We start from the raw sequence: 24,566 nt of genomic DNA on the forward strand, positions 1-24,566 counted from the left end.
AGGGCGTCCTCGATATAGGCGCTCGGTCGGCCTGCGCCAAGGAAGCGCAGCCGCGAATCCGCCGGGGAGAGGCATGTGGCTTTCGCCACAGCCGCCGAACCGCGCCTGCTCTAGCGTCCCTCTCGAACGTTTTGAAAAACGCGGAGAACGACCATGCCGGGCGTCCGAGACCGGGTCACCCCGACCTATGAATATAATTGGCTAGACTTTCAGCTATTGATTCGTCCCAATCCGTTGCACCAGGATTTCACGGGCCTGAACATTCCTCCCCATGACGGCTCGCCCCACTATCTTGAAAGCGAATATGTCGAGACGATCGACAAATACGCCGGGCAGAAGCCTTGGATTCTGATCAAGGCGCGCGGTCTCCCCGCCCAGCCCTACAGGCCATGGGCCGTCTATAACGGCGCCGTGGCGTCGTGCCGCGGAAAAGTCATCTATTGGGACGGCGTCAAAGTCGCCGGTCTCGATCCGCAGCATGCGAGCACGGTCCCTTATACGCCCGCGTCGAATCGAGACCGTCGCCGGCTCGCGGAGACGGCGCTCGCCGCGATCGTGCTGCACAATCCGCAGCTCGTGCAGGCGACGCTCTATCGCGTCTCCAAGCAGATGACGGTCTATTGGTTGAAACGTCGCGAACAATTGACCGCGGGCGCCCCTGGGACGACCTTTCAGCAGCCGACGCGCGCGCTCGTCGCGCCGCGCAAGCCGGTGATGAACGCCCAGAATCAAATTCAATATCTGCAACCGAAACCGCTGAAGATCGGCCATCATCATACTGCGCCGCAGGGCGTCAGCGCCCTGCAGGTGGCGAATAACGCCGTCCCGCCAGACTCGTGGTCCGCCGTTCGCGGGACCGGGCAATATACGCATGGCGAGACGAGCTTCGGGCGCCTCGGCGTGGAGTTTCCGCCCGAGCTGGCGATGGCCGTGCAGCAGATGCTCTCCGCGCTGAATGGCAACTCGATTCCCAAAATGCTGAACGTCCACGATAATTTCATTCGCATTTTTCAGATGCTCGGGCCGTGCGACCTCAGCCACACGAGCAACAACGTCAATGTGCTGGCTTGGCTCACCACGACAAAGCGCCCGACATCCCCCATCGAGACGCAGACATTCGATGCGACGCAACAGCATTGGTTCGACGCTTCGGCCAGCTGGAGACGCTTTCAGCGGCTAAAGAAGCTGTTTCGCCCGGACGAAATTTTCGGTGAAAGCCCAACGGCCAAATACGAACGCGCGAGAACCGAAAAAGAAAATAAGAACATAACGGCGAATACCTACCCCGGGCTGCTGAGCGCGCAGCATTTGTCGCCGAGCAGCGAGATCGGCGCATGCTGGGAACGCATCGAGCGAGACTGGTTCGATGGACGAACTCTGCCTGTCGAAACAGAGCCGAGAAAGCGAGGCATCGAGAAATTCGAAGGAACCTTCGCCGAGTCTTCGCCCTTCTTTAAAAAAATGCAAGAAAACAACCTGTTCTGCAGCGCAGGTCTATCCGGCTCGACAACGACGCTCCTGCTGGCCGCCAGCTTTTTTGCCGAAATCGATAATCAGCTCGAGGACGCGCAGATATATCTGCTCGCGATCATCGGATATCTCGTCGGCGGAGGCATGCATTCCTGCCATGAAATATTCGAGACCGCCGAGCGCATCGGCATTCCCTACACAGTCGGGAAATACGAGCAATCGCTCCCGAACGTGCTGAAGAATCATCCCCTGTACACGAGATGGAAATCCGAGTTCGGCGACGTCGTCCTTTAGAACCGACGCGCCGCCGGTCGGCTCTCCTCGCGCCTTCGCGGCGGTAGATCGCGAAGGCGCGGCGATCAATTCGCCGCCTGCTGTCGCCACAGATCGCCCTGTGGCGCGCGCGTCTCGCGGTCGCCGAAGCGGGCGCGATAGACGGTCAGATTTTCGATCACGCGCTGAACGTAATTGCGCGTCTCGCTGATCGGAATGCGCTCCACCCAATCGATGGGATCGACCTCGCTCTTGCGCGGATCGCCATAGGCGTCGATCCATTCCTTCACCCTCTTGCCGCCGGCGTTATAGGCGGCGAAGGCGAGGATATAGGAACCCTTGTGCTCGTCGAGCAGCATGCCGAGATGCGCCGCGCCGAGCCGCGCGTTGAAGGCGGGCTCGTCGATCATGCGCTTCAGATCGAAACCGACACCCGTCTGCTGCGCGGTGTGGCGCGCGGTGGAGGCGATCATCTGCATCAGCCCCATGGCGCCGGCGCTGGAGACGGCCTTGGGATCGAAGGCGCTCTCCTGCCGGGCGATGGCGTAGACGATCGCCCGCGATGCCGAGCCTGGCAGCGCCGCGAAAGCGGGTATGCCGAAGGACGGAAAAGCCGCGTCGTCGATCGCAATGCCACGATAGGAGGCGAGCTTGCCGAGCGTCAGGGAGATTTTGGCCTCGCGCCGACGCTGGGCCACCTCGGTCAGCGCCGAGAGCTGCGCCTCGCCGACCAGCGTTTTGGCGGCGTCGGCGGCGAGCTGCGCGGCCATCTCCTTCTCGCCGGCGGCGAAGAGCAGCTCCACCGCGCGCACCGATTCGTCGCGGGCGTCGCCATGGGCCGGCTCGGGCGTCGGACGCAAAGGCGAATCGAAGGCGCCGAGCCGCGCGCGGGCGAGCTGGCCGTAGAAAGTGGTCGATTGCAGCGCCGCGGTCTCATAGGAGGCGCGCGCCGCCTCGGCCGCGCCGGCGGCCTCACGAGCGCGGGCGAGCCAATAGGCGCCGCGCGATTTTTGAATCGGCGTCTCGGCGATGCGGGCGATCTCCTCGAAATGCCGCTGCGCTTTGGCGGGATCGTTCAGGAATCGCAGCGCGATCCAGCCCGCATGGAATTCCGCCTCGACGCGATAGGAGAGCGAGCGCGCCGAATGCTGCGCGCAGAGCTCATAGGCCTCGCCGAATTGCCCGATATCCATCAGCTTGCGGGAGATGAGCCGCCGCTCCACCCACCAGGCGTCGCCGTCGACGATGAGGCGCGGATCGCGCGGCGCCGTGCGCAGCAGCGCCGCCGCCTCGACGAGCTTCTTTTGATGGCGCAGCATGTGAATGCGCGCGAAGAGGATTCCGGGGTCCTTCTGCGCCTCGGCCGGCAGAGCGGAGAAAGTCTTTTCCGAAGCGCTCTCATTGATCGCCAGCGCGCGGGCGCGGGCGAGATCGAGCGCGTCCTTGCCGGCATGGGCCGCGACGCGCAGGGCGGGGCCGGTCTTCTCGGCGTAGAGCAGACGATCGGCGCGATATTTGTGGTCGGCGACGTCGAGATAATCGCCGAACTCTTTTTTCGCGGCCGCCTCCAGCTGCTCGTTGAAATCATCCTCGCGCCACATGGGCTTGATGAGCGCCGCGACCTCCAGCGGCTCGCTGCGGCGGGCCATGACGCGGGCGAGCGCCAGTCGTCCCGCCGGCGTCTTGGGCGGACGCTCGGCGAAATAGTCGACAATCAGCCGATCCGGGTGCTTGTCGCCATAGAGCGCCTCCTCGACGCGCTGACGCAGCCAGGCCGAGGCCGGCCATTCGGGATGCTCGGCGAGAAATTTCGACAGGCGCACAAAGCCGGCCTCGCGCGGATGCAGCCGCAAGCCGGCCCATTGCGCGGCGGCGCGGGCGAGCGGCGCCTCGACGCCGGCGAGCGCCTGATCGCCGCCGGCGAAATCATTGGCTTTGTAGGCGGCGAGCGCGCGGCCGAAAGCGTCGTAATCCGGCCCGAGCAGAACGGCGGCCTCGGGCGGCTGCGGGACGCGCGCCTCGAGATCGAGCCCGCCGTCCGGCGGCGCGTAGGACAGCAGCTTGGACGCGGCCTCTCCCGCCGGCGGCCGGCGCAGCATGCCGGCGGCGCGCGGATCGGGCGGCGCGGCGGGGCCGAGGAAATCATGCAACGCCTCGCGCGCCGAATCGCGCGGCGCCCAGGGCGCTTGCGGCGAGGAGGCGGCGCCGGCGGGCGGCGGATCGTCGCTGTCGCGGTCCGGCGTGCGTCGCTGCGTGGCCGGGTAGAAGGCCGCCGCCACGCCCAAGGCGGCGACGATGAGAACGAGGCGCGCGGCCCCACTGTGGCGATTCGTCATCGGCCCAACGCTCCGAACTCTTAACGTAATGCAGCCTGCGGCCATTTCGTTGCGGAACTGTCAACCAAATCGATAAGCAGCGGCATTTTCGAATTTTTCGCTCCGCGTCGACCGGCTGCTCGAGCTGTTCGCCGATTCCGCGCGGAGGGACGCCGCAAACCCTTTTCACTCTAACGCCCAGAGGCTATGACAGTCCCGTCTTCCCAGGGCGGAACGGCCGCCGCGAGGACGGGCCGAAAATTCTCCGTACCAATCCCAGTCAGTAAGCGCGGCGATTACGGCGCCCGCGTGGCGCAGCGAAAGCGACGGCAGATGAACGACAAGCCAGTGTTCCGAGGATCCTACACCGCTCTGGTCACGCCTTTCGCCGATGGCGAGGTCGATCACGCCGCTCTGCGCGCGCTCGTCGATTGGCAGATCGACAGCGGGACGCATGGCCTCGTTCCCGTGGGCACGACAGGCGAGAGCCCGACCTTGAGCCATGAGGAGCACCGCGCCGTCGTCGAGACCGTGATCCAGCAGGCGGCCGGCCGCGTTCCGGTGATCGCCGGCGCCGGCTCCAACAACACGCGCGAGGCGGTGGAGCTCGCCCTTCATGCGCAGCAGGCGGGGGCGGATGGCGTTCTCGTCGTCACGCCTTATTACAACAAGCCGAATCAGGAAGGGCTCTACCAGCATTTCGCCGCTGTGGCGGAGGCGGTCTCCATTCCGATCATCGTCTACAACATCCCGCCGCGCTCGGTCGTCGATTTGAGCGTCGCCACTCTGGCGCGCCTCGCGCAGCTCGAGTCCATCGCCGGCGTGAAGGACGCCACCGGCAATGTCGGCCGCATCCTCCAGCAGCGCGCCGCCTGCGGGCCGGACTTCGTGCAATTCTCCGGCGACGACATTCTCGCTCTGGCCAGCGTCGCCGTCGGCGCCATAGGCGTCATCTCGGTCGTCTCCAATGTCGCGCCGCGGCTCTGCGCCGATCTGCAGAACGCCGCCCTCGCAGGGGATTTCAAGACGGCGCTGGCGCTTCAGGACCGCTTGACCGCCCTGCAGCAGGCGATCTTCCTCGAGGCCGGCGTGACCGGGGCCAAATATGGCCTCTCTCTGCTCGGCCGCGTGCGCGAGGAAGTCCGGCTGCCGCTGGTCGCCTCCGCCGAGCCGACGAAAAAGGCCATTCGCGACGCGATGGTTCTCGCCGGCGTGCTGGACGCCTGAGCGGACAGCAGCAGGACGCGCGCCAGTGGCCGAGAAAGAAAAGCCCAATTTCAAGGTCGTCGCCGACAATCGGCGCGCGCGCTATGATTATGAGATCGGCGAGACCTTCGAGGCCGGCCTGTCGCTGACTGGCACGGAGGTGAAGTCGCTGCGCACCGGCAAGGCGACCATCGCCGAGAGCTACGCCCATGTCGACCGCAAGGGCGAGGCCTGGCTCGTCAACGCCACTATTCCCGAATATCTCTCCGGCAATCGCTTCAATCACGAGCCCAAAAGGCTGCGCAAGCTGCTGCTGAAGCAGCGCGAGATCGCCAAGCTGGCGCAGGGGGTCGAGCGCGAGGGCATGACCATCGTGCCGATGAAGCTCTATTTCAACGAGCGCGGCCGCGCCAAGCTGCAGATCGCGCTGGGGCGCGGCAAGAAGCTGCACGACAAGCGCGAGGTGGAGAAGAAGCGCGACTGGGGCCGCGAGAAGAGCCGGCTGCTGCGCGACCGCGGCTGAGGGAAATATTCAGCGCTATTTTTCCAAAATTTCCCGAGCCCGCGCGAAGATCGCGCTGAACATCTGCGGCGTCAGCGCGCCCGTATTCGTGTTGAGACGCGAGCAGTGATAGCTGTCGATAAGAATAATTCGCTTATTGCGAGTATTCGCGACGATCTCATGCTCGCGGCCATGGGCGAAGGGGAAGCCGCTGGGCTTCAGCGAGAAGGCGCGCAGCACGCCCTCATGGGCGATGCGGCCGAGCGCGACAATCAGCCTCACCCGCTTCAGCCGGCGCAAGCCCGCCTCGAGAAAAGGGCGGCAGGCCGAAAGCTCGGCCGGCAGCGGCTTGTTGCCGGGAGGAACGCAGCGCAGCACATTGGTGATTCGGCAATCGACGAGCGCGACGCCATCATCGGCGCGGGCGTCATAGACGCCGCGGGAAAAGCCGGTTTCCGCGAGAGTAGCGTAGAGGAGACGTCCGGCGTCGTCGCCGGTGAAGGGGCGACTGGTGCGATTGGCGCCCATGCGTCCCGGGGCGAGGCCGACGATCAGCAGGCGCGCGTTACGGGGGCCGAAATCGGCGACGGGCGCATTATGCCAGTCGGGATGGCGCTCCCGAAGCTCGTGCCGGTACATGACCAAGCGCGGACAGAGCGGGCAATCATGGCCCGGCTCGTCCGCGCAGGAAGCTGATTTCGAAGGATCAGGCCTCGTGATCGTCGTCGGCGGCGCCGCCCGGCGTCACCGGCTGCGGCCGGCGCTCTTGGAAGCGCTGCATGCGCTCGGCGCGCTCGCCCGGATCGCGGCCGATCTTGCCGACGAGATGGATGAGATCCACGAATTCGTCGGCCTGACGGCGAAGCTCGTCGGCGATCATCGGCGGCTGGGTGGTGATCGTCGAGATCACCGAGACGCGAACGCCCTTGCGCTGCACGGCCTCGACCAGCGAGCGGAAGTCGCCGTCGCCCGAGAACAGAACCATATGGTCGATGTGCTCGGCCATCTCCATGGCGTCGACGGCGAGCTCTATGTCCATATTGCCCTTGACCTTGCGGCGGCCGAGGGAGTCGACGAACTCCTTGGTCGGCTTGGTGACGACGGCGTAGCCGTTATAGTCGAGCCAGTCGATCAGCGGACGAATGGACGAATATTCCTGATCCTCGATCAGCGCTGTGTAATAGAAAGCGCGGATGAGGCGGCCCTTGCCCTGGAACTCACGCAGCAGCCGCTTGTAATCGATATCGAATCCGAGCGATTTGGCCGTCGCGTAGAGGTTGGCGCCGTCAATGAATAAGGCAATTCGTTCCGGGTCTGCCATCTTTGTTGGTCTCGCTTGTCGGGTCCAGTATGGAGGGGCCGCCGCTCGCTTGCCGCACGCGCTGTCGACCCTACTGGCAGCACGCATCTTCTACCGTGACGCGAATCGACAGTGACGATAATCTCGACTCTGTCGTCGCTGACAGGCGAGCCGTCTCCGAACAGCTCTACGTCACATTAAAGTCACGCCCTTCTTAAATCCGTAAATCGACCATGTATCGGCGGTCGTCAAGGGGGTAGGCGAAAATTCTGCCCAGAAATACTACAGCAATAGATGGCTCGACAAGCGGCGCCGACGCTTTCGGCGCCCATAGCCCGGCGCAGCCGCGCATTGCCAGCGGCGAAAAATTAGTGTAGCAGCCCGACCGATCGAACGCTAGAGGAGTCCGAGAAGTCATGGCGCGCGTCACCGTCGAAGACTGCATCGACAAAATCGAGAACCGCTTCGATCTGGTCCTGCTCGCGGCCCATCGCGCGCGGCTGATCTCCTCCGGCCAGTCCATTCTGGTCGAGCGCGACAAGGACAAGAATCCCGTCGTCGCCCTTCGCGAGATCGCCGAGACCGCGCTTTCGCCGGACGATCTGAAGGAAGACTTCATCCATTCGCTGCAGCGCCATGTCGAGGTCGACGAGCCGGAGACCGAGACTGTGCCGTCGCTGGCCGCCTCGCCCGATTCCGACGGCGGCGACGCGCAATTCGACCGCATGACGGAGGAGGATCTTCTCCGCGGCCTCGAGGGTCTGGTGCCTCCGGCCGAGGTCGAGGACGAAGGCGAGTAATCGCGCGTCTCCAAAGGGAAGAGGCCGCCCCCTCACGCGCTGAAAACGCTAGGGGCTGGCGGCGAGCTGTTCTACAATCACGCCCGAATGCGGCCGTCGGCCGGCTTCGGGCGCTCGCGCCGCCTTCCGTCCGATCTTCCCCGTGAGCTCCGCGACGCCCCCGACGGTCCGCCCAACCAGATCGCCGGTCGACGCCTATGATGCGCCAATACGAGCTCGTCGAGCGAGTTCGAAAATATAATCCGCAGGTCGACGAGGACCTGCTCAATCGCGCCTATGTCTACGCCATGAAGGCGCATGGCCAGCAGACGCGCGCCTCCGGCGATCCTTATTTCTCGCATCCGCTCGAAGTGGCGGCGATCCTCACCGACCTCAAGCTCGACGACGCCACCATCGTCGCCGCCGTGCTGCACGATACGGTCGAGGACACGAGCTCGACGCTCGACGAGATCAACCGCCTGTTCGGCCCGCAGATCGGCAAGCTGGTCGATGGGCTGACCAAGATCGAGAAGCTCGACCTCGTCTCCAAAAAAGCCGCGCAAGGCGAGAATTTCCGCAAGCTCCTGCTCGCGGTCGCCGAGGATGTGCGCGTGCTGCTGGTGAAGCTCGCGGACCGGCTGCACAATATGCGCACGCTGCATTTCGTGCCGCCGGAAAAGCGCGCCCGCATCGCGCAGGAGACGCTGGACATTTACGCCCCGCTCGCCGGCCGCATGGGCATGCAGCGCCTGCGCGAGGAGCTGGAAGGGCTCGCCTTCCGACATCTGACGCCGGAGGCCTATCAGGCGATCGAATCCCGCCTGCACGATCTGCGCGCGAAAAATGGCCGCATCATCAAGAAGATCGAGAAAGAGCTGACGCAGGAGTTCGCCACGCGCGGCATTCACGCCGCCGTCACCGGGCGGCAGAAGACGCCCTATTCCGTCTGGCGCAAGATGGAGCGCAAGTCGATCGCCTTCGAGCAGCTCTCCGATATTTTCGGCTTTCGCATCATCGTCGACGATGTGGAGGATTGCTATCGCGCGCTCGGCATCGTGCACACCAAATGGCCGAGCGTGCCGGGACGGTTCAAGGATTATATCTCGACGCCCAAGCAGAACGATTATCGCTCCATTCACACCACTGTGATCGGCCCCGGCCATCAGCGCGTCGAGCTGCAGATCCGCACTGCGGCCATGCATGAGATCGCGCGTTTCGGCATCGCCGCTCATGCGCTCTACAAGGATTCCTCCAGCGACGAGGGCAAGGAGGAGCTGGCCAAGGAGAGCCGCGCCTTCAAATGGCTGCAGGACACGCTGGAGCTACTCGCCCATGGCGACAGCCCGGAAGAATTCCTCGAGCATACGCGGCTCGAATTGTTCCAGGACCAGGTGTTCTGCTTCACGCCCAAGGGCGGGCTGATCGCGCTGCCGCGCGGCGCGACGCCGATCGACTTCGCCTATGCGGTGCATACGCGCGTCGGCGATTCGGCGGTCGGCGCCAAGATCAACGGACGCATCGCGCCGGTTCTGTCGCAATTGCAGAATGGCGACGAGGTGGAGATCGTCCGCGCGGAAAGTCATGTGCCGCCGGCGGCGTGGGAGTCGCTCGTCGTCACCGGCAAGGCGCGCTCCGCCATTCGCCGCGCGACGCGCGAGGCGGTGCGGATGCAATATGCCGGGCTCGGCCGGCAGATCGTCACCCGCGCTTTCGAGCGGGCGGGACGTCCGGTCTCGGACGAGAAGCTGAAGGCCGCGCTGCCGCGCCTCGCCCGCGCCTCGCTCGAGGACGCATTCGCCGCGGTCGGCCGCGGCGAGATCTATTCGGGCGATGTGGTGAAGGCGGTCTATCCCGATTTCAGCGAGGAGCGTAAGCCCGCCCCGCAGATGCGGCTCGAGCCGGGCGAGCCCGGCTGGTTCGGCATGAAGTCCAACGTCAATGTGGTGTTCAAGGCGCCGGGCGCCTCCGATCAGGCCAGCGCCATTCCGATCCGCGGCCTGCGCGGCGATGTGCCGGTGCGCTTCGCGCCGGAGGGCGGCGCCGTGCCGGGCGACCGCATCGTCGGCATACTGACGCCGGGCGAAGGCATCACCATATATCCGATCCAATCGCCGGCGCTCACCGCCTTCGACGATCAGCCCGACCGCTGGCTGGACGTGCGCTGGGACATAGACCCGGAGAGCCGCGAGCTCTTCCCGGCCCGCCTCGTGGTGACGGCCATCAACGAGCCGGGAACGCTGGGCGGGCTGGCGACGCTGATCGGCGAGACGGGGGCCAATATCGACAATGTCGCCTTCGCCATCCATTCTCCCGACTTTCGTGAGATGCGATTCGATCTTGAGGTCGCCGATCTGAAGCATTTGAACGACATCATCGCCCGGCTGCGGGCGAGCGCTCTGGTCAGCAAGGTCGAGCGCGTCATCGGGTGAGCGAGATAAAAGCTCGGGGTGAGGAAACATGGCTGCTCGCCGCATACGCCTCGGCGTGAATGTCGATCACGTCGCCACTATTCGCAACGCCCGCGGCGGCCTCTCGCCGGACCCGGTGCGCGCCGCTTTGCTCGCCATCGAGGCCGGCGCGGACGGCATCACCGCGCATTTGCGCGAGGATCGTCGCCATATTCGCGACGCCGACATGGCGCGGTTGAAGGCGGAAATATCCAAGCCGCTCAATTTCGAAATGGCCGCGACCGAGCAGATGCTCGACATTGCGCTCACGACCAAGCCTCACGCCGTCTGCCTGGTGCCGGAACGCCGCACCGAACGCACCACAGAGGGCGGGCTGGACGTCATCGGCGGGCATGATCACCTCGTCCCCTTCGTCGACGAGCTAAGCCGCGCTGGCATTCGCGTCTCCCTATTCATCGAGCCGAGCGCGGAGGCGATCGACGCTGCGACTTCGATCAAGGCGCCGGTCGTCGAGCTGCACACCGGCGCCTGGTGCCACGCCGTCGAGGTGGGCGATTCCGAGGCCGCCGAGCGCGAGTTCGCCCGCATCGTGGCGGCCGCGGCCCATACGGCGGAGCGCGGGCTCGAATGCCACGCCGGCCATGGGCTGGACTATGCGACGGCGCGGCGCATTGCGGCGCTGCCGCAGATCGTCGAGCTGAACATCGGCCATTTCCTCATCGGCGAAGCGGTCTTCGTCGGCCTCGCCGAATCGATCCGCGCCATGCGCCGGGCGATCGACGAAGGCGCGGGCGCCGCATGATCATCGGCTTCGGCAGCGATCTCTGCGACATTCGCCGCATAGAGCAGGCGCTCGAGCGCTATGGCGAGCGTTTCATCCGCCGCTGCTTCACCGATATCGAACGCGAGAAATCGGAAGGACGCGCCGCCCGCGCGGCCTCCTACGCCAAGCGCTTCGCCGCCAAGGAGGCCTGCGCCAAGGCGCTCGGCACCGGCATAAGCGACGGAATTACCTGGAAAACCATGGGGGTGGTCAATCTGCCCTCCGGCAAGCCGACGGTCGAGCTGACCGGCGGCGCCGCCGAGCGTCTGGCCGAGATCGCGCCGCAGGGCGCGCGGATCGTCATTCACCTCACATTGACCGACGAATATCCGCTCGCGCAGGCCCAGGTTCTCATAGAGGCGCTGACGTGATAGACGAGCGAGGCGAGCGAGCCTGAAGGCTCGCGGTCCGAGAGCCCATGGACCGCGAGCCTTCAGGCTCGCTCGCGCATCGAAACGGGCGACCAAGAGCGGCTTCGGCCAAAAGGGAGTGACGTGGTTTGAGCAGGAACGTCTCGGTCGCCGAACGGCGCGACGAAGGTGGTTTGCTCGAGACGATCAAGGTGATCGTCCAGGCGCTGGTCATCGCGCTCGTCATTCGCACGCTGCTGTTTCAGCCCTTCAACATTCCCTCGGGCTCGATGATCCCGACGCTGCTGATCGGCGATTATGTCTTCGTCTCGAAATACGCCTATGGCTATTCGAACTACTCGCTGCCCTCCGTGCCTTATCTCGACTGGCGGCTCGATCTCTTCTCCGGCCGCGTGCTCGGCTCGCAGCCCAAGCGCGGCGATGTGGTGGTGTTCAAGCTGCCGCGCGACAATGAGACCGATTACATCAAGCGCGTGATCGGCCTGCCGGGCGACCGCATTCAGATGATCGAGGGCCGCCTCTACATCAATGGCGAGATCGTGCCGCGCGAGCCCAAGCCCAAGGAAAAGCACGAGGGCCGCGACGGCCGCGAGGTCGAGGTGCCGACCTACACCGAGACGCTGCCCGGCGGCGTCGCCCATACGATCATCGAGATCGAGGGCGACCACGGCTATAAGGACAACACAGAGCTCTTCGTGGTGCCGCCGAACAATTATTTCATGATGGGCGACAATCGCGACAATTCCACCGATTCGCGCTTCGCGCCGGAAGAAGGCGGCGTCGGCTATGTGCCCTTCGAAAATCTCGTGGGCCGCGCCGAAATCATCTTCTTCTCGGTGCAGAAGGACGAATATGCTCTGGCCTTCTGGCGCTGGCCCTGGACGGTCAGATGGGATCGGCTGTTCAAGCCGGCGCATTGACGCGGCTCGACGCAAAGCAGACGGAAATGGGAGCTCTCGGTCGGGAGGACCTCGCCACGCTCGAGGCGAGCGTCGGTCACGGCTTCGCCAATCGCGGCTTGCTGGAGCATGCGCTGACCCATGTCAGCGCCTCGGCGGCGCGGCCGGAGTCCTATGAGCGGCTGGAGTTTCTCGGCGACCGCGTGCTCGGCGTCGTCGTCGCCCATATGCTCTATGAGAACTTCCCGCAGGAGAGCGAGGGCGAATTGTCGCGGCGGCTCGCCGATCTCGTCCGCAAGGAATCCTGCGCCGAGGTCTCCGAGCGCTGGGGCGTCGGCCCCTTCATGCGGCTCGGCGACGGCGAGGCGCAGACGGGCGGACGGAAAAAGCGCGCCATATTGGGCGATATGTGCGAGGCGATCATCGGCGCGGTCTATCTCGACGGCGGCCCGCAGGCGGCCGAGGCCGTGGTGCGCGCCGCCTTCGCCGAGCGCATGCGCGCGCCGGGACGCCGCTTGCGCGACGCCAAGACCGCGCTGCAGGAATGGGCGCAGGCCCGCCGCCTCGCCACGCCGCGCTACCGCCTCGCCGCGCGCAGCGGGCCGGACCACGCGCCCTTCTTCGAGGTGGCGGTGGAGGTGGAAGGTTTCGAGGCCGCACGCGGCGCCGGCGCCTCCAAGCGCGCCGCCGAGCAATCCGCCGCGCAAGCCTTTCTCGACCGCGAGGGGATAGAGAGGGAGGACGCGTGAGCAACATGCAGCGCCGGCTCGCGCGATATTCGCCGCTTTCCTTCTCCCCGTTCACGGGGAGAAGGTGAGGATGAGGGGCTCGGGGCGTTTTCCGTTTCGTGGCTCGCGCCCCGAGCCCCTCACCCCGACCCTCTCCCCGCACGCGGGGAGAGGGAGATATTCCGAAAATCCGATGACATCGAAAGGCGCATTCTCGTGACCGAAACAAGCTGTGGCTTCGTCGCCTTGGTCGGCGCGCCCAACGCCGGCAAATCGACGCTGCTCAATCAGCTCGTCGGCGCGAAAGTCTCCATCGTCTCGCGCAAGGCGCAGACGACGCGCGCCCTCGTGCGCGGCATAGCGCTGGAGGGCGAGGCGCAGATCATTCTGGTCGACACGCCCGGCATTTTCGCGCCCAAGCGTCGGCTGGACCGCGCCATGGTGGCGAGCGCCATCTCCGGCGCCGGCGACGCCGACGCCATCGTGCTGCTAGTCGACGCGCGCCGCGGCCTCGTCGCGGAGGTGGAGGAGATCGTCGCCAAGCTCGCCGCGCTCGGCGCGCCCAAGATTCTCGCGCTCAACAAGATCGATCTCGTGCCGCGCGATTCGCTGCTGGCGCTCACCGCCGCGCTCACGCAAAAGGCGAATTTCATCGAGACCTATATGATCTCGGCGCTCAACGGCGACGGCGTCGCCGATCTCAAGGCCAAGCTCGCCGCGCTGATGAAGCCCTCGCCCTGGCTCTATCCCGAAGACCAGCTCTCCGACGCGCCGCTGCGGCTGCTCGCCGCCGAGATCACGCGCGAGAAGATCTTCGAGCGCCTGCACGACGAATTGCCCTATCAATCGACGGTCGAGACCGATTCCTGGCAAAATCAGAAGGACGGCTCGGCGCGCATAGAGCAGACGATCTATGTCACCCGCGACGGACAGAAGAAGATCGTCATCGGCGAAGGCGGCCGCACCATAAAGGCGATCGGCCAGGCCGCGCGCCGCGAGATCGCGGAAGCCTCCGAGCAGAAGGTGCATCTCTTTCTGTTCGTCAAGGTGCGCGAGAATTGGGCCGACGATCCCGAGCGCTATCGCGAGATGCGGCTGGATTTCCCGAAGGAGTGACGCGGCCGACATTGCGCGACGAGATCATCCGCTCGCCTTCAGCAGCAAGCCTCGCGGCACGATCCGCGACTCCGCGAGATCGAACAGCCCTTGCACGGCGAGCGCCATCAGCGCGGCCGGAATCGCGCCTTCGAGGATCAGCGCGAAATTATCCAGCCGCACGCCGGTGAAGATCGGCTGGCCATAGCCGCCGGCGCCGATCAGCGCGCCGAGCGTCGCCGTGCCGACATTGATGACCGCCGCCGTCTTCAGCCCCGCCAGCATCGCCGGCGACGCCATCGGCAATTCGACGAGAAGCAGTCGCCGCCAGGGCGTGAGGCCGATGGCGATGGCCGAATTTTCGATCGCGCGCGGAATGGTCGCAAGGCCGGTCACGACATTCCGCACGATCGGCAAAAGGCTGTAGAGGAACAGCGCGGCGATGGCCGGCGACGCGCCTATGCCGAGCAGCGGAATCATGAAGACCAGCAGAGCGAGCGAGGGAATCGTCTGCAGCACGCTGACGAGGCCGAGGATCGCATGGCCGAGACGCGGACGCTTCGCCGCCGCGACGCCGAGCGGCAGAGCGACGAGGATCGCCGCCGCGAGCGAGACGCCGACGAGAAAGAGATGCTCGCGCGTGCGTCGCCACAGCCGCTCGGCGAGGCTCTGCGAAGGCGCGGGCGCCTCGACGCCGAATTGCGCGGCGACGAAATTCGCCGCCGCCTCGCGCTCTGTGCGAAGGCCCGCCCGCACCGCGACATTCATCGCGATCATCGCCGGCGCGTCTATGCGGCCCTCGAGCCGCAGCATAGACATGACCGCCTGTGGCGCGCGCCGCTCGAGATCGGCGCGATAGAGCAGGACGGCGCGATTCTCGGCAAACAGCTTGCGGTCGTCGATGAGCGCGAGAATGCGCCGGTCGGCGAGTTGCGGATCGGTGGCGTAGAGATCGACGACGTCGATCGCGCCCTCGATGAGGCCCTTATAGGCGATGTCGTGATCGAGCCCGCGCACATCCTCCGTCGTGAATCCATAGGCCGCGCGCAGCGCCGGCCAGCCATCGGCGCGCGCGAGCAATTCCTCGCTCAAGCCGAAGACGAGCGACGCATGCTGCGCGAGATCAGAAATGTTCCGCACGCCCAGCGCCTCCGCTCTGTCGCGCCGCATGCCGAGCGCATAGCCATTGCCGAAGCCGAGCGGCAGGCTCATGCGCAGCCCCAGCTCGCCGAGGGCGTCGGCGAGCTGGCGATCATTGGCGAGCCGCAGCTCGGCCAGAATCTCCTGCCGCAGCGTGCCCGTATATTCGGGATAGGCGTCGATCTCGCCGGAGAGCAGCGCGTTCCAGACGAGGCGCGTGCCGCCGAGCGCCGGACGGCGAATGACGCGCGCGCCCGAAGCGGCGGCGAGATCGGCGACAATGTCCGAGAGAATGACGGATTCGGTGAAGCTCTTGGAGCCGATGCGCACGGCGTCTCCCTCGCGCGCGCAGGCGCCGAGCAGAAGGAGCGCGAGCAGCATTGCGAGAGCGCGCCTCATCGCGCGCGCTCCGGCGGAAGCGGCAGATCGGAAATCCGCCGCGCGCTGGCGCGCACGAAGCGCGTGACGAACTCCTCCGCCGGCCGCTCGACGAAATCGACGAAACGTCCTTGCTGGACGATGCGGCCGTGATTCATCAGCACGATTCTCTCGGCGAAGAATCCGGCCTCGGCGAGATCATGCGTGACGATGACGACGGTCTTGCGCAGCCGCGCGAATATGGCGGCGAGATCGTCCTGCAGATCGGCGCGGATCAGCGGGTCGAGCGCGCCCAGAGGCTCGTCCATCAGCAAGATTTCGGGATCGAGCATCAGCGCGCGCATCAGCGCCACGCGCTGCCGCTGGCCGCCGGAAAGCTCGGCCGGAAAGCGCTCCAGCGCCTCGGCCGGAAAGCGCGTGAGCTGCAGCAGCTCCTCGAGCCGCGCCGCGCGGCGCTCCGCCAGCCAGCCCATCTCGCGCGCCATCAGCTCTATGTTGCCGCGCGCGGTGAGATGCGGGAAGAGGCCGCCCTCTTGAATCACATAGCCCATGACGCGCCGGAGCTTCTCCGCCGAGCGCGGCGTCAGCAGATGGCGCGCCACCTCTATCTCGCCGTGGTCCGGCGTCACGAGCCCGACGACCATCGAGAGAAGCGTGGATTTGCCGGAGCCGGAGGGGCCGATCAGCGCCGTCGTGCGCGCGGGCTCTATCGTCAGCGTGACGTCGTCGACGACGCGCGCGCCGCCGAAACATTTACGGACATGCTCCAGTCGGATCATGACTGCGCCGCGGCGTCGGGTGACGTCGCTCAAATGGCGCGCGCGGGCGTGGTTCCAAGGGGTCGGCCGCGACGAGGAGCGGCGAAGATGCGGGGGCGAACGAGAAGTGGTGATTTGACAAGGCGCGTCCACCTCCCCCTCGAGGGGGGAGGTCGAGCGCGAATGCGCTCGGGAGGGGGTGACGCCCCGAGTCTTTGCAGTTGAACCCCACCCCGTCCGGCTATCGCCGGCCGACCCTCCCCCTGAAGGGGAGGGTGAGCGCGTCCCTTTCGGCATTCCCCCGATTGCTCTGCGCCACGCACGGCCTCGGCTTGAATCCGGCGGAGCGACGTGAGAGCTTCGCGCTTCCGCGGCGTCGCCGCTCGGCGTTTCCTCACCCGATGGCGTCGCAACGCAAGATCATCCATATCGACATGGACGCTTTCTATGCGTCGGTCGAGCAACGCGACGATCCGCGATTGCGCGGACGTCCCGTCGCCGTCGGATCGCCGCGCGAGCGCGGAGTCGTGGCGGCGGCGAGCTATGAGGCGCGCGCTTTCGGCGTGCGCTCGGCCATGCCCTCCGTCACCGCGCTCAGGCGATGTCCCGATCTTCTCTTCGTTCCGCCGCGTTTCGACGTCTATCGCGATGTGTCGCGGCGCATTCGCGCGATCTTCCTCGATTACACGCCGCTGGTCGAGCCGCTCTCGCTCGACGAGGCCTATCTCGATGTCACCGAAAATCGCAAGAAGATCGCCTCCGCCACCCATATCGCCGAGGAGATAAGAGCGCGCATTCGCAAGGAGACGCGGCTGACCGCCTCGGCGGGCGTCTCCTACAATAAATTTCTGGCCAAGCTCGCCTCCGATCAGAACAAGCCGGATGGCCTCTTCGTCATCACGCCGGACAGAGGCGCGGAATTCGTCGCCGCGCTGCCGATCGGCAAGTTTCACGGAGTGGGGCCGGCGACGGCGAAGAAGATGAATGCGCTCGGCATAGAGACGGGGCTCGATCTGCGCAGCAAGCCGCTGCCCTTTCTGCAGCGGCATTTCGGCAAATCGGGAAGCTATTTTTATGGCATCGCGCGAGGCGTCGACGAGCGTCCGGTGCGGCCGGACCGCATTCGCAAATCGATCGGCGCGGAAGTGACCTTCGCGCATGATCTCTTCGCGCTCGAGGAGGCGATCGCCGCTCTCGCGCCCATCGTCGCGCGCGTCGCCGCCCATTGCGAAGGCGCGCGCATCGAGGGGCGCACGGTGACGCTGAAAGTCAAATATGCGGATTTTCAGCAGATCACGCGGCGCAGCACCGGCGCCGCGCCGATCGCCTCGCGCGCCGCGCTGGAGGCCTGCGCGCTGGCGCTGCTACGCCCGCTGTTTCCGTCAGAGAAAGGCGTGCGCCTGCTCGGCGTCACGCTCTCCTCGCTCGCGCCCGCGGGCGGAAGCGAGGATCCGCAGATGAGCCTCGCCGTCTGAGACGGCGAAGCCTCACGGCGCCGTCCACGGATAGGTCCATGTTTCCGTCAGCGTCAGCGGGCCAGCCTTGAGGAAGGCGCGAATATCCGCCGTCTGGCCGGATTTCACCGCTATGTCGAACATCACGCGCATGCCGTCTATGTGCGGATTGGCGGCGACGCTCGAGCGGATGACCGTGCCATTCGTCGCCGAGGCGACGACTTCCACCTGCCCAGGATCATTGACGTAATAAGCGAGATCGCCGCCGGCGAAATCGACGATGAAGCGATGCGCGCCTAGGGTCGTCGCCTCGCTCGAGCCGAGCGCCCGCGCCGGCGCCTCGAATGTGTTCACCGCGCGGCCATTGGGCGAGAGCCGCGGCAGATCGAGCAGCGAGGTGATGCGATAGGCGTAGGAGAAGGGCTTGCCGATCTCCAGCGGCTGCGCGCCGACAAAGGCAGCGACGATATTGTCATTGGTCTCGTCGAGCGTCGGCAGCTCCAGCAGCTCGACGGCGCCCTCGCCCCACGATCCTTGCGGCTCGATGAAATAGCTCGGCCGCCGCTCATAGGCGAGATCGATGTCCTGATAGGTCTCGAAATTGCGGTCGCGCTGCATCAGGCCGAAGCCGCGAATATTCGGGTCCGAGAAAGTGGTGAGCCGCGCGATGGGCGCATTGGCGAGCGGGCGCCAGAGCCATTCCTTCGACTCGCCATGGACGAGCAGCCCGTCCGAATCATGCAGCTCGGTGCGGAAGCCGTCGCGCATGCGGCGGTCGTTCTCGCCGGTGAGATACATGGAGGTGAGCGGCGCGAGGCCGAATTTCGCCTTGCGGCGCGGAAAGATGGTCGCCTGCACGTCGATCGTGCTGTCCTGGCCCGTCGTCAGATCGAAACGATAGGCGCCGGTCGCCGCCTCGCCGTCGAGCAGCGCATAGAAGGTGATGCGATTGCCGCCCGGCTGCGGCGTCTCGATCCAGAACTCGCGGAAGAAGGGGAAGACTTCCGTATTGTCGCCGCAGTCGACGCAGAGCGCGCGCGCCGAGAGGCCATAGCGCTGGCCGCGGCCGAGAAAGCGGAAATAGCTGGCGCCGAGGAAGGAGATCACCTCGTCGTGCACATGCGGATCATTGAGCGGGAAATGCAGGCGGAAGCCGGCGAAGCCTATGTTGATCGGCAGCGTCCGCTCGAATTTGTTGCGGCCGTAGTCGAACAGCGCCGCCGAATAGGGAATGGGCGTCGGTATGCCGTCCCTTATCGTGTTCACCGTCACCGGGCGCTTGTAGAGAAAGCCCAGATGGAAGGTGTGCAGACGGAAAGAGCCAGGAATATTCGAGAACAGCGCCTTTTCCGGCCGGAAGCGCAGATCGCGGAAAGAATCGAAGTCGAGCTTCGCCAATTCGTCCGGCAGCTGCGGCGGCGCCGCCTCGAAAGGCGCGCCGGCGAGGTCGCGAGCGCGACGCGCCACATCCTCGAGGCCGAAGCGCGGCTGCGTTCCGTTCTGCACGGATTGCGCGACGGCGCGCCCGAGCGGCGCGGCCTGAGCGCCCGCCGCGACCATCGCGCCGAGAAGCCGGCGGCGTGTGATGTCGATCATTTCAGTCGGTTTCCGAGAAAATTGAGCGACGGGCGGAAGCCCGTCTTCTGGTCGCAGACGAATCGGGGTCGCAGACGAATCGGGCGTTCTTGGGGACGCCGCCCCGCCTGCGAGCGCGGCGCGCGTCGCCCGGCCCCGTCCGAGCTTCTGCCTATCCGGCTTTGCGCCCGCCCGCAAGACGGTGGAGCTATCACCCCGGGCGGGGCGCAAAATGGGCGAAAGGGCGACAAATTTCGCCGAGGCGCGAAAAAGCCCTTGCAGAGCGGGCGAAAGCGCGTATTTACGTTCTCGCCCACTTTCGCACGTGCCTGTGGTCGTGTGTCGGTCGATGGGGATCCGGACAAGAGGCCGGTCAACCATCGGAATAAAACCGGCAGCCGGAGGCGAAACCGGCGAACCTCGCCTGAGCGAGGGATCGCGACTTAAAGCAACGACGGACCGGGCTTTTTCGTCTCTGTCGACCCTCCAAAGGTCGGCGTACCGAAGAGGCTTGTCTTTCTTGCCGGGCGTGCGGAAAGGGAAAAATCCCCTTCCAAGCGATGGCTATTCGAATCGGATTCGATGTCCGTCTGGACATTCGCGTCCGTGTCTCGTCTAGCCGACGGCGCATCACCCGACCGTCCTGCGCTTCGCCGCGAGCGAGGCCTTGGCGGTCATGGAACGCAGTCGTCTCGATGTTCAGCGCGCCTCCACAGCGTGCTGCGCAAACGACGTCGTGCATCCGATCGAAGCCCTTGGCCACTCCGCGGCGCTATATGCCGCGACTTCGTTGGGGATGCCGCAAATGACGGATCGTATTCGCGAATTTTTGGAGGCCCGTCGTCGCGCCGGACGCGATGTCGGCCCCTGCCTCGTCGTCGACCTCGAGGTCGTGCGCGACAATTACACGAGCTTCGCCAAGGCGCTGCCGGACACGCGCGTGTTCTACGCGGTGAAGGCCAATCCGGCGCCGGAAGTGCTCTCGCTGCTCGCCTCGCTCGGCTCCTGCTTCGACACGGCCTCCGTCGTCGAGATCGAGCAGGCCATGGCCGCCGGCGCGACGCCGGAGCGCATCAGCTTCGGCAACACGATCAAGAAGGAGCGTGACATCGCCCGCGCCTATGCGCTGGGCGTGCGCCTCTTCGCCGTGGATTGCGAGGCGGAGGTCGAGAAGATCGCCCGCGCCGCCCCTGGCTCCAAGGTTTTCTGCCGCATTCTCTGCGACGGAACCGGCGCCGAATGGCCGCTGTCGCGCAAATTCGGCTGCGCGCCGGATATGGCGCCGCGCGTCCTCGAGCACGCGCATCGCCTCGGCCTTGTCGCCTATGGCGTCTCCTTCCATGTCGGCTCGCAGCAGGGCAATCCGAACATGTGGGACGGCGCGCTGAGGTCGGCCTCGTCCATCTTCCGTGATCTGGCCGAGCGCGGCATTCAGCTGCAGATGGTCAATCTGGGCGGCGGATTTCCGACCCGCTACCTCAAGAATGTGCCGGCCGTTAAGGCCTATGGGCAGGCGATCTTCCGGGCGTTGTCGAAGCATTTCGGCAATCGCATTCCCGAGACGATCATCGAGCCGGGCCGCGGCATGGTCGGCAACGCGGGCGTGATCGAGGCCGAGGTCGTGCTGGTGTCGAAGAAGTCGCGCGAGGACGAGGTTCGCTGGGTCTATCTCGACATCGGCAAGTTCAACGGCCTCGCCGAGACGACCGACGAGATGATCCGCTATCCGATCCGCACCGAGGCGGACGGCTCCGCGACCGCGCCTTGCGTCATCGCCGGGCCGAGCTGCGATTCGGTGGACGTGCTGTATGAGAAGGAGCCTTATCTCCTGCCCATCAGCCTGGAGATCGGCTCGAAAGTGCTGATCGAGGGAACCGGCGCCTATACGACGACCTATTCGTCGGTCGGCTTCAACGGCTTCCCGCCGCTCGAATCCTTCGTGATCTGACGCCTCGGCCGCGCGCCTTTGGGCCCGCGGCCTCCCGCCAAAATCTCTGTCCCGTTCGGCGGGCGCGCTGTGATGCGCGCCAGGCGCGAGGGTCGTCCGTCCTCGAAGGGAGGAACCGATGGCCTTTGAACTCTCTCGGCATGAGACCGGATCGCTCGGCTTTCCGGGCGTCGGCATGGTCGCGGAAGAGAGCCGCTCGGCTCGCCGCCCGGTTTGCGTGATCTCAGAGGAAGCCGCGGAAGACATTGCCGCACGCGAGGCGCTGCTCGACGCGGCCTTCGGCCCGGCGCGCTTTCTGAAGACTTGCGAGCGGCTGCGCGAAGGCCGCAAGCCGGCGCGCGGTCTCGCGCTGGTCTGCAAGGATGAGGATTGCCTCGTCGCCACAATGCGCATGTGGGCGATCTTCGCCGGTCCGGGACGTCCGGCGCTGCTGCTCGGCCCGCTCGCAGTGGCGCGCGACTATCGCTCTCTCGGCCTCGGCGCCGCCATGATCGAGGCGGGCCTTTCGCGTGCGGCGGTCCGCAATCATCGCGCGGTTCTGCTCGTCGGCGACGCGCCGTATTATACGCGCTTCGGTTTCGAGACCCGCTTCACCGACGGGCTCACAATGCCAGGTCCCGTCGAGCGCGAGCGCTTTCTCGGCCTCGAGCTGACGCAAGGCGCTCTGACGGGGGCGTCGGGCCGTGTTTCCGCCGCCGGCCTGACCGTCCGGGCGGTCGCCCCGGCCATGACGATCGGCGAGCTGGCGCGCGCAGCGTGACGTCGGGGACCGCGAGTCGGAAAGGGCGAGCCTTTCGTGCCGCCCGCCTCTGAGCCGACCGTCGCCCGCCCATTCGTGAAAAGCAAAACGCCCGAAGTCTCGCGACTTCGGGCGCTTTGCTTTGGTCTCTCTGAGGAAGCGGCGCGCGGCCGCCTCCCAGAAGAGCGCGGCGATCAGTGCGCCAGCGACTTCACATCCGCAATGCCGGCGGAGACGAAATCGGTTCCGGCCACGCCCTTGCGCAGCACGGCCTCGGCGACCTTCACCGCGGCGTCGGCGGCGCTGGCGCGCACCTCGGCGGCGGCCTGAGCCTCGGCCTGGGCGATCTTGTCCTCCACCTGCTTGGTGCGGCGGGTGATATAGTCCTCGAGGCGCTGGCGCGCTTCGGTCGCCAGCAGCTCGGCCTCGCTCTTGGCCTGAGCGACGATCGCCTTGGCCTCTTCCTCGGCCTCCTCGCGCTTCTTCTCGAAGGAGGCGAACAGGCTCTCGGCCTCGCTGCGCAGGCGCTCGGCCTCGGCGAGCTCGCTCTTGATTCGGATCACGCGCGCGTCGAGCGCGCCCGCGAGCTTCTTATGCGCGCCCACATAGAGCAGCACGCAGACGAAAATGCCGAAGCCGATGGCGACGAAAACTTCCGCGTCGAAATGCATGGCTCGACCTCTCAGCTCGCCTTGATGTTACGATATTCGCCCTGCAGCGTCTCCGCGGCGAAACGGGCGCCCGTCAGCTTCTCGAGGATCGCTCCGGCGGCGTCGGTGGCGATCGCCTCGACATTGGCCAGCGCCTCGGATTTGGCGGCGAGAATCTGCGCTTCGGCGGCGGCGACCTTCTCGGCGAAGGCGGCTTCCTCGCTCGCGCGGCGCGTGGCTGTGTCGGCGGCCGCCTGCTGCTGGGCGGCGCGGCCGATGTCCTGCGCCTGCGCCTTGGTGACGCGCAATTTCTCGTCATGCGCGGCGGCGGCTTCCTGCGCCTTCGCCTGAAGCTCGCGCGAGGCGAAGAGATCGCTCTCGATGCGGCTCTCGCGATCGTGCAGGATAGAGCCGATGCGCGGCAATGCGATGCGCGACATGAGAAGATAGAGAAGCCCGAAGGTCAGCGCCAGCCAGACGAGCTGCGGAACGAAATTCTCCGTCTGGAACGGCGGAAACTCGCCTCCGCCGTGATGCTCGACGCTCGTTTGCGTCGCGCTCGGCTCATGGGCTCCATGCGGCGCCGCCTCTTCGGCGGCGAGAACGATATTCGCCATGACGGCTTCCAGCCTCTTGTCTGCGTGGGAGACGACAAAGGCTCGGGACGCGTCCCGAGCCTTCGTTCATTAAGGCCTTCAGGCCTTGAGATAGAGCAGGATCGCGATCAGGAACGCGAAGATGCCGAGACCTTCGGCCAGCGCCGCGCCGATGATGGCGTTGGTGAACTGGGCGGCCGCGGCCGACGGATTGCGCAGAGCGCCGTTGAGATAGTTGCCGAAGATGATCGCGACGCCGATAGCGGCGGCGCCCGTTCCGATGGCGGCGAGACCAGCGCCGATCGGACCGTAGACGGAAACATCAGCCATTGTTAGCTCCTGCTCTTTTTTAGACGGGCGACCATTTATTGTTCGAATATTTATCAGTGGCCCGGGTGGATCGCGTCATTGAGATAGACGCAGGTGAGGACGGTGAAGACGAAAGCCTGGAGGCAGTTGACCAGCAGCTCCAGAGCGTAGAGCACGACGACGCCGAGGACCGGGACCGGCGCGAGCGCCGCCCAGGAGCCGGCGCCCAGCAGCATCACCGCGAGACCGCCGAACACTGCGAGCGTGATATGGCCCGCGAGAATATTGGCGAAGAGACGAACGGAGAGCGACACCGGCCGCGACAGGAAGGAGATGATCTCGATCGGGATCAGAATGACCAGCACCGGCGCGGGAACGCCATGCGGCACGAACAGCCGCAGAAAGCCGAAGCCGTGGCGATAGAGCCCGTAGAGGATCACCAGAAGGAGAACGAAAGCCGCGAAGGCGAAGGTGAGGACGATCTGGCTCGACAGCGAATAGGTGTAGGGGACGAGGCCGATCAGATTCGACATCAGGATGAAGGTGAACAGCGTGAACACGAAGGGGAAGAAGCGCATCCCTTCCTTGCCCGCCGTGGAGCGCACCGTATTGGCGACGAATTCGTAGAGAACCTCGGCGAGCGCCTGTCCGCGGCCCGGCACCAGCGCGCGCTTGGACGTCGCGAATATGGTGAGGATGATGGCCGCCGAGGCGGCGAGCAGCATATAGAGCGAGGCGTTGGTGAAGGAGACGTCGACGCCATTGATGAAGTAAGGCGCAATACGCTGGAGCTCGAACTGCTCGGTAGGATTCATCGCTCGATCCGGACGACGCCCGGCCCTTCATCTCC

The 24,566-nt window shown here is 65.7% G+C and carries 23 protein-coding genes; 13 read left to right on the forward strand and 10 right to left on the reverse strand.

Going from position 1 to position 24,566, the window contains the following annotated elements:
- Positions 1-714 precede the first annotated feature (714 nt).
- Entirely contained in the window at positions 715-1,764 is a 1,050-nt protein-coding gene (locus tag METLW4_RS0115185) for a hypothetical protein (protein ID WP_157235158.1), read from the forward strand.
- 65 nt (positions 1,765-1,829) lie between these two features.
- Here the strand turns inward: METLW4_RS0115185 and METLW4_RS0115190 are convergent, their stop codons facing one another.
- Complete coding sequence (locus tag METLW4_RS0115190) at positions 1,830-4,079, reverse strand: lytic transglycosylase domain-containing protein (protein ID WP_018267082.1); 2,250 nt, start codon at positions 4,077-4,079, stop codon at positions 1,830-1,832.
- A gap of 312 nt (positions 4,080-4,391) precedes the next feature.
- On the opposite strand from METLW4_RS0115190, the gene dapA reads away from it, so the two are divergent.
- Together dapA and smpB are read left to right on the forward strand one after the other, a co-directional pair.
- Positions 4,392-5,285 (forward strand): 4-hydroxy-tetrahydrodipicolinate synthase, encoded by an 894-nt coding sequence (gene dapA / locus METLW4_RS0115195; protein WP_018267083.1) that lies wholly within the window; start codon positions 4,392-4,394, stop codon positions 5,283-5,285.
- A 25-nt stretch (positions 5,286-5,310) separates the two neighbouring features.
- The gene (gene smpB, locus METLW4_RS0115200; protein ID WP_018267084.1) at positions 5,311-5,787 is read left to right on the forward strand and encodes an SsrA-binding protein SmpB; all 477 of its coding nucleotides are present in this window, start codon (positions 5,311-5,313) and stop codon (positions 5,785-5,787) included.
- Between the two features lie 15 nt (positions 5,788-5,802).
- Here the strand turns inward: smpB and METLW4_RS25005 are convergent, their stop codons facing one another.
- Positions 5,803-6,405: a uracil-DNA glycosylase gene (locus tag METLW4_RS25005; protein WP_018267085.1), complete on the reverse strand. Its 603-nt coding sequence runs from the start codon at positions 6,403-6,405 to the stop codon at positions 5,803-5,805.
- A gap of 67 nt (positions 6,406-6,472) precedes the next feature.
- Entirely contained in the window at positions 6,473-7,087 is a 615-nt protein-coding gene (locus METLW4_RS0115210; RefSeq protein ID WP_018267086.1) for a LabA-like NYN domain-containing protein, read from the reverse strand.
- A 395-nt stretch (positions 7,088-7,482) separates the two neighbouring features.
- Here METLW4_RS0115210 and rpoZ point away from each other — a divergent pair, with 395 nt between their 5' ends.
- From rpoZ to era, 7 genes are all read left to right on the forward strand, one after another.
- On the forward strand, positions 7,483-7,866 hold the full coding sequence (rpoZ, locus tag METLW4_RS0115215) for a DNA-directed RNA polymerase subunit omega (RefSeq protein ID WP_018267087.1): 384 nt from the start codon (positions 7,483-7,485) through the stop codon (positions 7,864-7,866).
- Between the two features lie 197 nt (positions 7,867-8,063).
- On the forward strand, positions 8,064-10,274 hold the full coding sequence (locus tag METLW4_RS0115220) for a RelA/SpoT family protein (RefSeq protein ID WP_018267088.1): 2,211 nt from the start codon (positions 8,064-8,066) through the stop codon (positions 10,272-10,274).
- Between the two features lie 28 nt (positions 10,275-10,302).
- The gene (locus METLW4_RS0115225) at positions 10,303-11,055 is read left to right on the forward strand and encodes a pyridoxine 5'-phosphate synthase (RefSeq protein ID WP_018267089.1); all 753 of its coding nucleotides are present in this window, start codon (positions 10,303-10,305) and stop codon (positions 11,053-11,055) included.
- Positions 11,052-11,447, forward strand: coding sequence for a holo-ACP synthase (acpS, locus tag METLW4_RS0115230; protein WP_018267090.1), 396 nt, complete (start codon positions 11,052-11,054; stop codon positions 11,445-11,447). The genes METLW4_RS0115225 and acpS overlap by 4 nt, the downstream gene beginning before the upstream one ends.
- A 128-nt stretch (positions 11,448-11,575) precedes the next feature.
- Positions 11,576-12,367 carry a signal peptidase I gene (gene lepB, locus METLW4_RS0115235; protein WP_026191535.1) on the forward strand — a complete coding sequence of 264 codons (792 nt, stop codon included), beginning with the start codon at positions 11,576-11,578 and terminating at the stop codon, positions 12,365-12,367.
- A gap of 26 nt (positions 12,368-12,393) precedes the next feature.
- On the forward strand, positions 12,394-13,095 hold the full coding sequence (rnc, locus tag METLW4_RS0115240) for a ribonuclease III (RefSeq protein ID WP_018267092.1): 702 nt from the start codon (positions 12,394-12,396) through the stop codon (positions 13,093-13,095).
- Between the two features lie 195 nt (positions 13,096-13,290).
- Entirely contained in the window at positions 13,291-14,190 is a 900-nt protein-coding gene (gene era / locus METLW4_RS0115245) for a GTPase Era (protein WP_018267093.1), read from the forward strand.
- Positions 14,191-14,214: 24 nt separating this feature from the next.
- On the opposite strand, the gene METLW4_RS0115250 is transcribed toward era, so the two are convergent.
- Positions 14,215-15,708 (reverse strand): glycine betaine ABC transporter substrate-binding protein, encoded by a 1,494-nt coding sequence (locus METLW4_RS0115250; RefSeq protein WP_157235160.1) that lies wholly within the window; start codon positions 15,706-15,708, stop codon positions 14,215-14,217.
- Positions 15,705-16,466, reverse strand: coding sequence for an ATP-binding cassette domain-containing protein (locus tag METLW4_RS0115255; protein ID WP_018267095.1), 762 nt, complete (start codon positions 16,464-16,466; stop codon positions 15,705-15,707). Before METLW4_RS0115255 ends, METLW4_RS0115250 begins: the two co-directional genes overlap by 4 nt.
- 380 nt (positions 16,467-16,846) lie before the next feature.
- Between METLW4_RS0115255 and dinB the strand changes: the two genes are divergently transcribed.
- Positions 16,847-17,920: a DNA polymerase IV gene (dinB, locus tag METLW4_RS0115260; RefSeq protein ID WP_043332843.1), complete on the forward strand. Its 1,074-nt coding sequence runs from the start codon at positions 16,847-16,849 to the stop codon at positions 17,918-17,920.
- Between the two features lie 12 nt (positions 17,921-17,932).
- Here dinB and METLW4_RS0115265 read toward each other — a convergent pair whose 3' ends face one another.
- Positions 17,933-19,495 carry a glucan biosynthesis protein gene (locus METLW4_RS0115265; RefSeq protein WP_018267097.1) on the reverse strand — a complete coding sequence of 521 codons (1,563 nt, stop codon included), beginning with the start codon at positions 19,493-19,495 and terminating at the stop codon, positions 17,933-17,935.
- 784 nt (positions 19,496-20,279) lie between these two features.
- Between METLW4_RS0115265 and METLW4_RS0115270 the strand changes: the two genes are divergently transcribed.
- Entirely contained in the window at positions 20,280-21,422 is a 1,143-nt protein-coding gene (locus METLW4_RS0115270) for a type III PLP-dependent enzyme (protein WP_026191537.1), read from the forward strand.
- Between the two features lie 118 nt (positions 21,423-21,540).
- A complete protein-coding gene (locus METLW4_RS0115275; protein ID WP_018267099.1) occupies positions 21,541-22,182 on the forward strand; it encodes a GNAT family N-acetyltransferase in 642 nt (213 codons plus the stop codon).
- Between the two features lie 173 nt (positions 22,183-22,355).
- Here the strand turns inward: METLW4_RS0115275 and METLW4_RS0115280 are convergent, their stop codons facing one another.
- The 4 genes from METLW4_RS0115280 to METLW4_RS0115295 form a co-directional block, all read right to left on the reverse strand.
- Complete coding sequence (locus METLW4_RS0115280) at positions 22,356-22,832, reverse strand: F0F1 ATP synthase subunit B family protein (protein WP_018267100.1); 477 nt, start codon at positions 22,830-22,832, stop codon at positions 22,356-22,358.
- Between the two features lie 11 nt (positions 22,833-22,843).
- Positions 22,844-23,428: a F0F1 ATP synthase subunit B family protein gene (locus tag METLW4_RS0115285; protein ID WP_018267101.1), complete on the reverse strand. Its 585-nt coding sequence runs from the start codon at positions 23,426-23,428 to the stop codon at positions 22,844-22,846.
- Between the two features lie 78 nt (positions 23,429-23,506).
- Positions 23,507-23,737: a F0F1 ATP synthase subunit C gene (locus tag METLW4_RS0115290; protein ID WP_018267102.1), complete on the reverse strand. Its 231-nt coding sequence runs from the start codon at positions 23,735-23,737 to the stop codon at positions 23,507-23,509.
- Between the two features lie 53 nt (positions 23,738-23,790).
- Entirely contained in the window at positions 23,791-24,531 is a 741-nt protein-coding gene (locus METLW4_RS0115295) for a F0F1 ATP synthase subunit A (RefSeq protein WP_018267103.1), read from the reverse strand.
- Positions 24,532-24,566 lie beyond the last annotated feature (35 nt).

Source organism: Methylosinus sp. LW4, from assembly GCF_000379125.1.
In the GTDB taxonomy this organism is placed as follows: domain Bacteria; phylum Pseudomonadota; class Alphaproteobacteria; order Rhizobiales; family Beijerinckiaceae; genus Methylosinus.

Coding starts and splice junctions, on each gene's coding strand:
- METLW4_RS0115290 (WP_018267102.1), bottom strand. CDS start 23,737: ATGGCTGATGTTTCCGTCTACGGTCCGATCGGCGCTGGTCTCGCCGCC.
- METLW4_RS0115250 (WP_157235160.1), bottom strand. CDS start 15,708: ATGAGGCGCGCTCTCGCAATGCTGCTCGCGCTCCTTCTGCTCGGCGCC.
- dapA (WP_018267083.1), top strand. CDS start 4,392: ATGAACGACAAGCCAGTGTTCCGAGGATCCTACACCGCTCTGGTCACG.
- METLW4_RS0115275 (WP_018267099.1), top strand. CDS start 21,541: ATGGCCTTTGAACTCTCTCGGCATGAGACCGGATCGCTCGGCTTTCCG.
- METLW4_RS0115255 (WP_018267095.1), bottom strand. CDS start 16,466: ATGATCCGACTGGAGCATGTCCGTAAATGTTTCGGCGGCGCGCGCGTC.
- METLW4_RS0115185 (WP_157235158.1), top strand. CDS start 715: ATGAACGCCCAGAATCAAATTCAATATCTGCAACCGAAACCGCTGAAG.
- METLW4_RS0115280 (WP_018267100.1), bottom strand. CDS start 22,832: ATGCATTTCGACGCGGAAGTTTTCGTCGCCATCGGCTTCGGCATTTTC.
- rnc (WP_018267092.1), top strand. CDS start 12,394: ATGGGAGCTCTCGGTCGGGAGGACCTCGCCACGCTCGAGGCGAGCGTC.
- METLW4_RS0115265 (WP_018267097.1), bottom strand. CDS start 19,495: ATGATCGACATCACACGCCGCCGGCTTCTCGGCGCGATGGTCGCGGCG.
- dinB (WP_043332843.1), top strand. CDS start 16,847: ATGGCGTCGCAACGCAAGATCATCCATATCGACATGGACGCTTTCTAT.
- METLW4_RS0115295 (WP_018267103.1), bottom strand. CDS start 24,531: ATGAATCCTACCGAGCAGTTCGAGCTCCAGCGTATTGCGCCTTACTTC.
- METLW4_RS25005 (WP_018267085.1), bottom strand. CDS start 6,405: ATGTACCGGCACGAGCTTCGGGAGCGCCATCCCGACTGGCATAATGCG.
- METLW4_RS0115285 (WP_018267101.1), bottom strand. CDS start 23,428: ATGGCGAATATCGTTCTCGCCGCCGAAGAGGCGGCGCCGCATGGAGCC.
- acpS (WP_018267090.1), top strand. CDS start 11,052: ATGATCATCGGCTTCGGCAGCGATCTCTGCGACATTCGCCGCATAGAG.
- METLW4_RS0115270 (WP_026191537.1), top strand. CDS start 20,280: ATGACGGATCGTATTCGCGAATTTTTGGAGGCCCGTCGTCGCGCCGGA.
- METLW4_RS0115220 (WP_018267088.1), top strand. CDS start 8,064: ATGATGCGCCAATACGAGCTCGTCGAGCGAGTTCGAAAATATAATCCG.
- METLW4_RS0115225 (WP_018267089.1), top strand. CDS start 10,303: ATGGCTGCTCGCCGCATACGCCTCGGCGTGAATGTCGATCACGTCGCC.
- METLW4_RS0115190 (WP_018267082.1), bottom strand. CDS start 4,079: ATGACGAATCGCCACAGTGGGGCCGCGCGCCTCGTTCTCATCGTCGCC.
- METLW4_RS0115210 (WP_018267086.1), bottom strand. CDS start 7,087: ATGGCAGACCCGGAACGAATTGCCTTATTCATTGACGGCGCCAACCTC.
- rpoZ (WP_018267087.1), top strand. CDS start 7,483: ATGGCGCGCGTCACCGTCGAAGACTGCATCGACAAAATCGAGAACCGC.